The following is a 12,334-nucleotide window of genomic DNA, read 5'->3' on the forward strand; positions in this document are numbered from 1 at the left end:
CGCCCGGCGACGAAGCCGTCCCGCGGCGCGGGGTCGCACCCGAACGAGCCGCACGCACAAGGAGTTCACGCCTGTGAGACCGAGATGGCCGGCGCGCCCGACGCGCCGCACCGCGCACCTGGGACGGGTCGCGGCCGTCACCGCGGCCGTGCTGACCGCGGCCCTCGTCCAGCCGCTCGGTGCCGCCGCGGCCACCGCGCCCCCGCCCCCGTCGGACGCGCGGCTCGCCGCCGAACCGGCCCGGCACGACGCCACCCGCGAGCAGTTCTACTTCGTCATGCCGGACCGCTTCGCCAACGGCAGCACCGCCAACGACAGGGGCGGCCTCACCGGCTCCCGCCTGTCCACCGGCTACGACCCCACCGACAAGGGCTTCTACCAGGGCGGCGACCTCAAGGGCCTGACCGACCGGCTCGACTACATCAAGGGCCTGGGCACCACCGCCATCTGGCTAGCCCCGATCTTCAAGAACCAGCCCGTGCAGGGCGAGGGCGACGGCGCGTCGGCGGGCTACCACGGTTACTGGATCACCGACTTCACCCAGGTCGACCCGCACTTCGGGACCAACAAGGACCTGGAGCGGCTGATCTCGCGCGCGCACGCGCAGGGCATGAAGGTCTTCTTCGACGTCATCACCAACCACACCGCCGACGTAGTCGACTACCGGGAGACGTCCCACGACTACCTCTCCAAGGGCGCCTTCCCCTATCTGACCGCCGACGGGAAGCCGTTCGACGACGCCGACTACGCCAAGGGCGACCGCCGCTTCCCGGCCGTCGGCACCGGCTCCTTCCCGCGCACCCCGGTCGTCGCCCGGAACACCAAGGTGCCCTCCTGGCTCAACGACCCGACGATGTACCACAACCGGGGCGACTCGACCTACACCGGCGAGTCCACCACCTACGGCGACTTCTCCGGCCTCGACGACCTGTGGACCGAGCGCCCCGAGGTGGTCAGCGGGATGGAGAAGATCTACCAGCGCTGGGTGCGCGACTTCGACATCGACGGCTTCCGCATCGACACCGTCAAACACGTCGACATGGACTTCTGGACCCAGTGGGCGACCGCCCTCGACGCCTACGCGGCCCGCCAGGGACGCCCGGACTTCTTCATGTTCGGCGAGGTCTACTCCGCCGACACCTCCGTCACCGCGCCCTACGTCACCCAGGGCCGCCTGGACGCCACCCTCGACTTCCCCTTCCAGGACGCGGCCCGCGCCTACGTCTCCCAGGGCGCGAGCGCCGGGCGGCTGGCGGACGTCTTCGCCGACGACTACAGGTACACCACCGACAAGGCCAACGCCTACGGACAGGTCACCTTCCTCGGCAACCACGACATGGGCCGCATCGGCACCTTCCTCAGGCAGGACGACCCGGAGGCCACCGACGCCGAACTCCTCGCCAAGGACCGCCTCGCCAACGAGGTGATGTTCCTCAGCCGCGGCAACCCGGTCGTCTACTACGGCGACGAACAGGGCTTCACCGGCGCGGGCGGCGACAAGGACGCCCGCCAGACCATGTTCGCCTCGAAGGTCGCCGACTACCTCGACGACGACCTGATCGGCACCGACCGCACCCACGCCACCGACGCCTACGACACCGCCGCGCCGCTCTACCGCCAGATCAGCGCCCTCGCCCGGCTCCGCAAGGCCGAACCCGCGCTCACCGACGGGGTCCAGACCGAGCGGTACGCGGCCGACGGCGCGGGCGTGTACGCCTTCTCCCGCACCGACCCGAAGACCGGCACCGAGTACGTCGTCGCCTTCAACAACGCCGACGGCGCCCGCTCCGCGACCTTCGCCACCGGCTCCGCCGACCTGCGCTTCCGCGGCATCCACGGCACGTCGGCCACCGTCACCTCCGGCGCCGACCGGAAGATCACCGTCACCGTCCCGGCACGGGCGGCGATCGTCCTCAAGGCGGCGTCCCCGCCCGCGAAGCCCACCGGCAGGCCGTCGATCACCCTCACCGCCCCCGCGCCCGGCGCCACCGGCACCGTCGAGATCAACGCCGACGTCCCCGGCGACGGCCTGAACCGGGTGGTGTTCGCCGCCCGGACGGGCACCGGCGCCTGGCGCGTCCTCGGCTCCGCCGACCACGCCCCCTACCGCGTCACCGACACCGTCGCCGCCGGCGTCCCGGCCGGAACGGCCCTCGCCTACAAGGCCGTCGTCGTCGACCGGTCGGGCCGCACCGCGAGCGCCACCGCCACCAGCAGCACCGGCACCCCGCCCGTCGCCGAGCCGCCCACCGCCTCCTCCCGCGACTACGCCGTCGTCCACTACCAGCGCCCCGACGGCGACTACGCCGACTGGAGCCTGTACGCCTGGGGCGACCTCGCGGACGGCGAGTCCACCACCTGGCCCGCGGGCCACCCCTTCACCGGCCGCGACGCCTACGGCGCCTTCGCCTGGGTCAAGGTGAAGCCGGGCGCCACGGGCGTCAGCTTCCTCGTCGTCGACAAGAACGGCGACAAGGACGTCGCCGCCGACCGCACCGTCGACCTGACACGGACCGGCGAGGTCTGGATCGGCCAGGGCGACCCCGAGGTGCGCTCCGAACGGCCCGCGTACCCGCCCCAGGACACCGGCAGGGCCGTCCTGCACTACCAGCGCGCCGACGGGAGGTACGACGGCTGGGGCCTGCACGTGTGGACCGGCGCCGCCACCCCCACCGACTGGACGAAGCCGCTCGCCCCGGTGCGCACCGACGCCTACGGCGCGGTCTTCGAGGTACCGCTCGCCGACGGCGCCACCAGCCTCTCCTACATCCTGCACAAGGGCGACGAGAAGGACCTGCCCACCGACCGGTCCCTCGACATCACCGCGGACGGCCGCGAGGTGTGGCTGCTCGCCGGCCAGGACAAGCACCTGCTCCCGCAGCCCGCCGGATCGGCCGCCGCCCTCGACCTGACCACCTCACGGGCGGTCTGGATCGACCGGGACACCGTCGTCTGGGACGGCGCCGAAGGAGCCGCCTCCACCCAGCTCCTGGCCTCCCGCGACGGCTCGATCGCCGTCCGCGACGGCGCCCTCACCAGCGACGACGAACGCTGGCTGCGGCTGACCCCGACCACCCTCAGCGCCGCCCAGAAGACCCGCTTCCCGCACCTGGAGGACGTCGCCGCCTGGTCCGTCGACCCGCGCGACCGCGGCCGGGTGCGCGCCGCGCTGCGCGGACAGCTCGTCGCCTCCCAGCGGGCCGCGAACGGCGCGGTCCTCGCCGCCACCGGCGTCCAGACCGCGGGCGTCCTCGACGACCTCTACGACGCGTCGAAGGCCGCCCTCGGCCCGGTCTTCCACCACGGCAGACCGACCCTGTCGGTGTGGGCGCCGACCGCCCGCGCCGTCTCCCTCGACCTGGCGGGCACCACCGTCCCGATGCGCCGCGACGACGCCACCGGCGTCTGGTCCGTCACCGGACCCGCCTCCTGGAAGGGCAAGGAGTACCGGTACGACGTCACGGTGTGGGCGCCCGGCGCGGGCCGGACGGTCACCAACCGGGTCACCGACCCCTACGCCCTCGCCCTCACCGCCGACTCCGCGCGCGGAATCGTCGTCGACCTCGCCGACCGGTCCCTGGCACCCAAGGGCTGGTCGACGTACACCAAGCCCGCGGCCGTCCCGATGAAGAACGCGCAGATCCAGGAACTGCACGTCCGGGACTTCTCGGTGGCCGACCGGACCGTACCCGCGCAACACCGCGGCACCTACCGCGCGTTCACCGACCGGGACAGCGACGGCTCCACGCACCTGCGCGAACTGGCCCGCTCCGGCACCTCCTACGTGCACCTGCTGCCCGTCTTCGACTTCGCCACCGTCCCCGAGCGCAAGGCCGACCGGGCGCGCCCCGCCTGCGACCTCGCCGCCCTCCCCGCCGACTCCGACCGCCAACAGGCGTGCGTGGCGGCGAGCGCCGCGAAGGACGGCTACAACTGGGGCTACGACCCGTACCACTTCACCGTCCCCGAGGGCTCCTACGCCACCGACCCGGACGGCACCGCGCGCACCGTCCAGTTCCGCGAGATGGTCAAGTCCCTGAACCAGGACGGGCTGCGGGTCGTCATGGACGTCGTCTACAACCACACCTCGGCCGCGGGCCAGGCCGACACCAGCGTCCTCGACCGCATCGTCCCCGGCTACTACCAGCGCCTGCTCGCCGACGGGTCCGTCGCCACCAGCACCTGCTGCGCCAACACCGCGCCCGAGAACCGGATGATGGGCAAGCTGGTCGTCGACTCGATCGTCACCTGGGCCCGGCAGTACAAGGTCGACGGCTTCCGCTTCGACCTCATGGGCCACCACCCCAAGGCCAACATCCTGGCCGTCCGCAGGGCACTCGACGCCCTGACCCCGGCCAGGGACGGCGTCGACGGCAAGAAGATCATCCTGTACGGCGAGGGCTGGAACTTCGGCGAGGTCGCCGACGACGCCCGCTTCCCGCAGGCCACCCAGAAGAACATGGCGGGCACCGGCGTCGCCACCTTCTCCGACCGGGCCCGCGACGCCGTCCGCGGCGGCAGCCCCTTCGACGAGGACCCCGGCGTCCAGGGCTTCGCCTCCGGCCTCTGGACCGACCCCAACTCCTCGGCCGCCAACGGCACCAGGGCCGAGCAGAAGGCCCGCCTGCTGCACTACCAGGACCTGATCAAGGTCGGCCTCACCGGCAACCTCGCCGGATACCGCTTCACCGACTCCGGCGGCAAGGAGGTCACCGGCGCCCAGGTCGACTACAATGGCGCGCCCGCCGGGTACGCGGCCGCGCCCGGCGACGCCCTCGCCTACGCCGACGCCCACGACAACGAGTCCCTCTTCGACGCCCTCACCTACAAACTGCCCCGCGACACCGGCGCCGCCGACCGCGCCAGGGCCCAGGTCCTCGCGATGGCCACCGCCACCCTCTCCCAGGGCCCGTCGCTCTCCCAGGCGGGCACCGACCTGCTGCGCTCCAAGTCCCTCGACCGCAACTCCTACGACAGCGGCGACTGGTTCAACGCCGTCCACTGGAACTGCGCGGACGGCAACGGCTTCGGGCGCGGACTGCCACCGGCCGCCGACAACGCGGACAAATGGCCTTACGCCACACCCCTGTTGACGAGCGTGCGGGTGGGCTGCCCGGAGATCGGCGCCGCCTCGGCCGCCTACCAGGACCTCCAGCGCATCCGCGGCACCGAGCCCGCCTTCTCGCTCGGCACCACCCGCGCCGTCCAGTCCGCGCTGTCCTTCCCGCTCTCCGGCCCCGGCGAGACACCCGGCGTGATCACCATGCGCCTCGGCGACCTGGTCGTCGTCCTCAACGCCGGTCCCACCGCGACCGACCAGCGGATCGAGGCCCTCGCGGGCACCGGCTACCGGCTCCACCCGGTGCAGGCGGGCGGCGCCGACCCGGTGGTCAAGCGCTCCTCGTACACCCGGTCCACGGGCACCTTCGCCGTTCCGGGTCGTACTGCGGCGATATTCTCCCGGACCGGCTGAAGCGGGCTTACCGTGGTGGGGCAGAACCCGATCCCCGGTCTGCCCCACCGCTGTTGCTCCGAGGCTGGCAGATGGACCCCACCGGCAAACCGACCGACACCACGGTGCTCGTCGTCGACGACGTGCCCGCGGGCCGGTACGCCATGGGCACCGTGCTGCGCCGGGCCGGGCACCGCGTCATCGAGGCCGGCAGCGGCGCCGAGGCACTCGCCGAACTCGACACCCGGCTGCGCAAGGGCACCCTGCCCCACGTCGCCCTCGTCGACACCGGCCTGCCCGACATGAGCGGCTTCGAACTCTGCCGCCGCTTCAAGGAACGCCCGCACCTCATCGGCCTGCCCGTCGTGCACTACTCCGCGGCGGCGGTGGCACCCGCCGACCGCTGCCGCGGGCTCGACGCGGGCGACGAGTCCTATCTGACGGTGCCCGCCGAACCCGAGGAGATCGAGGCCGTCGTCCGGGCCGCCGTGCGCGGGGCCCGGCTGCGCGCCGACAACCGCGCCCTGGTCCGGCGGCTGACCCTGCTGTCGGAGACCATCGTCACCATCCAGTCCGCCCGCTCCCTCCAGGAACTGGCCGACGCCGCGGCCGACGGCGCCGCCCGCCTCACCGGCACCCCCGCCGCCGTCTTCGTCCTCGACCCGGACGACGAGCTGTACCGCGGCCTGTCCCGGGACCGGGCCGCGGTCGCCCTGCCCGACGACGGCGCCCACCTCGCCGTCTCCGCCCTGCTGCGGCGCCTGTCCCGGGGCCAGTCGGGGGTGCGGCTCACCACCGTCCCGTCACCGCTGTGGCCCACCGGGTTCTTCCGGCCAGGCGTGCAGCACGACGCGCGGCTCGCCCTCGCCCTCACCCAGGACGGCCGCGCCCCGGTCTGCCTCGCGGTGCCCGCCCGGGGCATGCGGCGGGCGGGACCGGAGAGCGAGGCGCTGCTCGCCCAGCTCGCCGAGGCGACCGCGCTGGCCGCCGAGCCGCTGCTGATGTACCAGGTGGAACGGCATGTGGCGCTCACCCTCCAGCACAGCTTCCTGCCCCAGCCGCACCGGCTGCCCGAACTGCCGGGCCTCGACATCGCGGTCCGCTACGTCCCCGCCTCCCGGCAGACCGAGATCGGCGGCGACTTCTACGCGGCCCTCGCCACCGGCGACGGCATGCTCACCGCGGTCGGCGACGTCGTCGGGCACTCCCTGGACGCGGCCACCGTGATGGTCGAGATACGGCACGCCCTGCGCGCCTACTGCGTCGACGACAGCGACCCGGGCATCCTCGCCGAACGCCTCGACCGGATGCTCCAGCGCTACCACCCCGAGCTGACGGCCACCGTCTGCCTCGCCCTCACCGACCCCGCCACCGGCCGCACCCGCATCGCCAACGCCGGTCACATCCCGCCGCTGCTGCTGCGCGACACCGGCACCGCCGACTACGTCAAGGCGCGCGGCCCGCTGCTCGGCCCCGGACTGCCCCACCCGCCGCCCACCGAGCTGTTCCTGGAACCGGGGGACCGGCTCCTCATGGTCACCGACGGACTGATCGAGACCCGCGGTGTCGACCTGGAGATCTCCATGGAGCAGCTCCGCTCCGCCTCCCTCGGCGCGCTGCCCGGCCTGGACGCCCTCTGCGACACCCTGCTCGCCTCCTTCGGCCACGACCGGGAGGACGACATCGCGATGCTGGCGCTCCGGCTGAGGAGCCAGGGCGACACCGCAAGTCCGGGTGGCGAGGGGGCCGTTCAGGTCGCCAGCGCGAGCAGCTTGCCGACCAGATCGGTGAAGGGCCCGCCGGACGGCTCCTGACCCAGCGCGCCGCGCAGCAGCGCCGCCATCTCCTCGTCCTGCGCGGCGCTCACCGCGGCCAGCGCGGCGAAGTCCTGCACGAGCTGCACCTCCAGCTCGGCGCGCGGGATGCGCCGCCCGTCCAGCCACAGCAGCGCCGTCGACTCGGCGAGCGAGATCCAGGAGCGGACGACCAGTTCGAGCCGCACGGGCGCCTTCTCGACGCCCAGATGCGACAGGATCTGCTCGTAGGCGGCCTGCCGGACGGAGTCGATGAGCGCGTTGGTGGCCGAGGAGCCGACGGCCGGACCGCCGCGCATCAGCGCCGCGAAGCCCGGCCCGTGCTCGTCCACGAAGTCGAAGTAGCGGCTCATCACCCGCAGCAGCCGGGCGCCGAGCGGACCCTCGGGCGCCTCCACGAACCGGGACGCCAGATCGTCCGAGGCACGCTGCAACGCGGCTTCGTAGAGGCTGAGCTTGCCGGGGAAGTAGTGGTACACCAGCGGCCGGGAGATGCCCGCGGCGGACGCTATCTCGTCGATGGAGACGTCGTCCGGGGAGCGCTGGCTGAACAGGTCGAGTGCGACGCCGATCAACTGCTGTCGCCGTTCCTCGACTCCCATCCTGCGGCGCGCCCCGGTACCCATACGCACACCTTACTGATCGGATCCGGACGCCCATGGACCGGCCCGGCCACAGGTGTTCACATGTCCAGCACGATTCGATCACCCCGCGCCCGAGAGACGCAAATCAACATCGAGTCCCCCCGTTCGCCGTCCGTGAGCAGCTCGTCGCGGTGGTCCACCTCGCCCTCCAGGACGCGCTGTTGGCAGGTTCCGCAGAACCCCTGCGCGCACGAGTAGACGGTGTCGGGCAGCTCCGCGCGCACGGCCGCGAGCACGCTCTGACCGGCCTCCACGGTCAACGTCCGCCCGCTGCGCCGTAGTTCGACCTCGAAGGCGCCGTCGCCACCGGCCGCCGCACCGGGCGCGAACCGTTCGAGGCGGACCCCGGGCGCCCGCTCGGCCACCGCGGCCATCAGCCCCTCGGGCCCGCAGCAGTAGACGGCCGTCCCCGCCGGGAGATCCGCCAACAGGGCGTCCAGATCAGGCAGTCCGGACTCGTCCTCGGCGGCCACCGTGACCCGCCCGGACCCGCCGAGCCGCTCGACCTCGTCCAGGAACGGCATCGAGGCCCGGCTCCGGCCGCCGTACAGCAGCCGCCACGGGGTGCCCTCCGGCAGCGACCGCAGCATCGGCAGGATCGGGGTGACGCCGATGCCGCCGGCCACGAAGACATAGCCGGGCGCCGCGACCAGCGGGAACCGGTTCCGCGGCCCGCGCACCTCCAACTCGGCGCCCTCCAGCACCTGTTCGTGCAGCTCGCGGGAGCCGCCCCGGCCGCCGTCGACCAGCCGCACGGCGATCGTGTACGCGCCGGTGTCCGCCGGGTCACCGCACAGCGAGTACTGCCGCACCGCGCCGGACGGCAGCACGACGTCCAGATGCGCGCCCGGCTCCCAGCGCGGCAGCTCCCGCCCTTCGAGCCGCAGCAGGACAACGCCGTCGGCGACCGTGTCGCGCGCGGTGACCGCCAGCCGCAGCACCCGCGAGCGCGGCCGTCCCGACACCGGTTCCTCCAGCGCGGGCAGCGGCCACAGCGGCGAGCCCTGGACCCGGCGCCGCAGCGCCCGCCGGACCACGGCGCCCGCCGCACCGGTGACGCCCGCGACGGCCACGACCGTCCGCAGCCTCGGCATCACGCGGCCCCCTTCCCGCCGCCGGCGGCCTGATCGGCGGCGCGCGCGGCCGGTGAGGAGGCCAGGTAGGCGAGCGCCTGCGCGGTGGACCCCTCCTGGGAGGGGTGGTAGGCGCGGGACAGATAGCGCGGCACCGACTTCACGATCTCCCCGGTCGCGGGCAGCGTGCCGCGTCGGCCGCGCAGGTAGAACTCCTTGAAGGACGCGCGCGCGTCGACCAGCGTCGGGTCGTTCGCCATGAAGAAGCGGGTCCCGCGCTGCCACAGGAACAGCAGCGCCCCGAACGCCGTCGCCCAGGTGCGCACCCGGCGCCGGTAGCCGCCGTCCACGTGCAGGAACAGCTCGAAGGCGACCGAGCGGTGCTCGACCTCCTCGGCGCCGTGCCAGCGCAGCAGGTCCAGCATGGTCGGATCGGCGCCGCGCCGGTCCAACTCGTCGGCGTTCAGCACCCAGTTGCCGAGGAAGGCGGTGTAGTGCTCGATCGCCGCGATGATCGCCACCCGCTCCATCAGCCACCAGTGGCGGGCCCGGCCCGGCGGCAGCGTGCGGTCCCCGAGCAGCTTCTCGAAGAGCCAGTCGACCTGCGCGGTGTACGGCGTCGGGTCGAGCCCCTGCTCGCGCAGATGCGGCAGCACCTCGTCGTGGGCCTGCGAGTGCATCGCCTCCTGCCCGATGAACCCGATGACGTCCGCGCGCAGCCGCTCGTCCCTGATGTGCGGCAGGACCTGCCGGTAGACGTGCACGAACCACCGCTCACCGGCGGGCAGCAGCAGGTGCAGCACGTTGATGGTGTGCGTGGAGAAGGGGTCGCCCGGCACCCAGTGGAGCGGGGTGCCCTCCCAGGAGAAGGACACCTTGCGCGCGGCGAGCGGGACCCGCTCCGCGTCGTCGCCCTGGGGCACCACGGCCTGCTTGTGAGACATGGCGTCAATGTACTGACGGGTAGCCCCGGGGTGAACCCCTCTGCGCCGTCTTATTTACGATCGTGTCAGCAAGGGGGAGGGTGAGCGGCGGTGGGTGTGCCGCCCCGGCGGCCGGAGTGGACCGGACCGGAGTGGGGAGGCGGGGGCGGGGCAGACCGGCTGGACCCGAGTGGACCGGACCGGAGTGGGGAGGCGGGGGTGGAGCAGACCGGCTGGACCCGAGTGGACCGGACCGGAGTGGGGAGGCGGGGGCGGAGCAGACCGGCTGAACCGGAGTGGACCGGACCGGACCGGAGTCGGGAGGCGGGGGCGGGGGTGCGGGGTTGCCCGGGGCGGGGGCCGCTGTGCCGCGCCGCCTCCGGGGAGGAGCCCGGGGTACCGCCATGCCCCGGATCCGTGCCCGGTACGCCCCGCTGCCCCACCGCGTCGGTACCCGGCGTCCCGCGCCACCCCCGCCCCCGGCTCCTCACCCCAGGCCGTCGACCGAGCCGCCGTCCTTCAGCGTGCCCCGCAGTTCCGCCCGTGCGCCCTGTTCCGCCTTCGCCACCAGCAGGTTGCCCTGGGCGGTGGCCCGGATGCCGCCGCTCGCCGCGATCGACGTAGTGTCGGGACCGCCCGCCGCCAGCAGGTACCAGTGGCCGCCCTCCGACTTCCACAACACCCCCGCGAGCGCCTGCGGATCACGCTCGCCGCAGGCCGGGACCGACTCCGCCTTCGCCGCCACCGCGCCGTACCGGCCGCCCGGCTGGAGGAACTGCGCCAGCACCCGGGTGCCGTCGCCCCGCCACGTCTCCGCCCGGGTGCACACCCACTGCGCCGACCCGCTCCCGTCCGGCAGCGGCTGCTCGGCGAACGCCCACGCGTTGACACCGCGCACCCCCGCCGACCGCATCGCCGCCAGCGAGCAGGCGTACGGCGACCAGGTGCGCAGCGCCTCGGCACCGGAGGCGTCCGTGACCGCGCCGGGGCGGCCCGTGGTCAGCCGCGCCGGGAGCAGCTCCCCGAGGTCGGTCACCAGCCTCGTCCCGGTGGCGTCGGTGAGCTGGAGCACGTTCCAGGAGGTGCAGGCGCCGGTGCCCGCGCCCGCCGCCGCCACCGGCGCGGTGACGCCCCCGGTGAGCGAGAGCGGGGTCGCGGCGGCCGTCGGCTTCATCAGGTCCCGCTCGGTGGCCTTCGTCACCCAAGGGGCGGTGAGATAGCGGACGTTGCCGTCGGCGCGGCCCAGCACCAGCGCGCCGGAACCGGCCCGGTCGGCGCCGTCGACCCGCGCCAGGTCCAGGGCGGCGCCCTGGGTGCCCTCCTTCGGCTCCGCGTACCGCACGATCCGCAGCCCGTCGTAGAGGATCACCACCCGCGCGCTGTCCACCAGCCCCGCGTACAGCAGTTGGGGCGGCCCGGCGGGACCGCCGGACGCGGTGCCCGGCGTCGCCGAGACCCGGACGTCCTCGCCGGGCCGCGCCCACACCGCGAGCGCCCGGCGCAGCAGCGCCGTGTCCTTGGCCAGCTCACCGCGGGCGGGCCAGACCGAGAAGTCGGTGCGCGCCGACCGCTCCCACGCGGTCGGCGCCACCCGGGTCAGCCGCGCCGGATCGAGCGCGGCCCGCGCCGACGGGTTCTGCGCGTACGACGGTGCCGCCGCGCCGTCCGGCCCCCAGCCGCCGCCCGGCAGGAGGACCAGCGCCCCGCAGACCGCGAGAGCCGCCGCCGCGGCCAGCGCCGCCTTGGTGTGCTGGCGCCGCCGCATCAGATCGGTGGGCCTGGCCTGGAGCGAACAGGGGTCGAACTCCGGCGAGGCGAGCAGCGCGTACTGGGCCGGGACCGAGTCGGCCTCGCGCAGCGCGGCGGCGGTGTCCGCCACCCCGGCCGCCGCGAGGATCCGGCACACCTCGGCGTCCGGGAGCCGTTCGAGACCGCGCAGCACGTACGCGGCCCTGCCCGCCCCCGACAGGGTCGAAAGACGCTGATCCAGGGCGAGTTCGTCGGCGCCGCCGGAGTGCGGGAACAGCCGCAGCCCGCGCACCTGGGGCAGCAGCGCGGGGAACCTGGCCCGCTTGGGCAGCGCCCGGAAGCTCAGCGGCAGCCCCGCCTCGAGAGCCGTCCGCAGTACCCGCAGCCGCACGAACGCGTACCCGGGATCGCCGTCCCTGCCGGTGGCCTGGGCCGGGATCAGGGGCGCGGTGCTGCGCCCCCGGGGCAGGGCGCGCTGGGTCAGGGCGTGCGCGGTCACCACGCGCCGGTTGCGGCCGAGGCTCGGCGGAAGCACCAGGTAGGCGAGCCGGACGAGCCGCGGGTAGTGCTCGACGAGCGCGGCCTCGGCCTGCTCGACGTCGACGGCCGGTTCGGCGGAGGCGGGTGCGGGGCGCGGGGCGACATCCTGTGACTGCACGTTCAGCAGAACGAGCGAATC

Annotated in this window: 6 protein-coding genes; 2 read left to right on the top strand and 4 right to left on the bottom strand. The window is 74.1% G+C overall.

The genetic code is table 11. The annotated features are described in order from the left end of the window. Window positions 1-73: 73 nt before the first annotated feature. The gene (gene pulA, locus GA0115242_RS18210; protein ID WP_093829735.1) at window positions 74-5,473 is read left to right on the top strand and encodes a pullulanase-type alpha-1,6-glucosidase; all 5,400 of its coding nucleotides are present in this window, start codon (window positions 74-76) and stop codon (window positions 5,471-5,473) included. 71 nt (window positions 5,474-5,544) lie between these two features. Beyond that, on the top strand, window positions 5,545-7,266 hold the full coding sequence (locus GA0115242_RS18215; protein ID WP_093829737.1) for a fused response regulator/phosphatase: 1,722 nt from the start codon (window positions 5,545-5,547) through the stop codon (window positions 7,264-7,266). On the opposite strand, the gene GA0115242_RS18220 is transcribed toward GA0115242_RS18215, so the two are convergent. From GA0115242_RS18220 to GA0115242_RS18235, 4 genes are all read right to left on the bottom strand, one after another. Then, on the bottom strand, window positions 7,203-7,892 hold the full coding sequence (locus GA0115242_RS18220; protein ID WP_093829739.1) for a TetR/AcrR family transcriptional regulator: 690 nt from the start codon (window positions 7,890-7,892) through the stop codon (window positions 7,203-7,205). The two genes, GA0115242_RS18215 and GA0115242_RS18220, sit on opposite strands and share 64 nt — an antisense overlap. A 56-nt stretch (window positions 7,893-7,948) precedes the next feature. Further along, window positions 7,949-9,004: a PDR/VanB family oxidoreductase gene (locus GA0115242_RS18225; protein WP_093829823.1), complete on the bottom strand. Its 1,056-nt coding sequence runs from the start codon at window positions 9,002-9,004 to the stop codon at window positions 7,949-7,951. Further along, window positions 9,004-9,927, bottom strand: a complete 924-nt coding sequence (locus tag GA0115242_RS18230) for a metal-dependent hydrolase (protein WP_093829741.1) — start codon at window positions 9,925-9,927, stop codon at window positions 9,004-9,006. Before GA0115242_RS18230 ends, GA0115242_RS18225 begins: the two co-directional genes overlap by 1 nt. Window positions 9,928-10,393: 466 nt before the next feature. Beyond that, on the bottom strand, window positions 10,394-12,313 hold the full coding sequence (locus GA0115242_RS18235; protein WP_093829743.1) for a hypothetical protein: 1,920 nt from the start codon (window positions 12,311-12,313) through the stop codon (window positions 10,394-10,396). Window positions 12,314-12,334 lie beyond the last annotated feature (21 nt).

This window comes from Streptomyces sp. SolWspMP-5a-2 (assembly GCF_900091845.1).
Classification (GTDB): Bacteria; Actinomycetota; Actinomycetes; order Streptomycetales; family Streptomycetaceae; genus Streptomyces; species Streptomyces doudnae.

Excerpts from the sequence above, each read along its gene's own strand:
- GA0115242_RS18225 (WP_093829823.1), bottom strand. The coding sequence starts at position 9,004 with ATGCCGAGGCTGCGGACGGTCGTGGCCGTCGCGGGCGTCACCGGTGCG.
- GA0115242_RS18215 (WP_093829737.1), top strand. The coding sequence starts at position 5,545 with ATGGACCCCACCGGCAAACCGACCGACACCACGGTGCTCGTCGTCGAC.
- GA0115242_RS18230 (WP_093829741.1), bottom strand. The coding sequence starts at position 9,927 with ATGTCTCACAAGCAGGCCGTGGTGCCCCAGGGCGACGACGCGGAGCGG.
- GA0115242_RS18220 (WP_093829739.1), bottom strand. The coding sequence starts at position 7,892 with ATGGGTACCGGGGCGCGCCGCAGGATGGGAGTCGAGGAACGGCGACAG.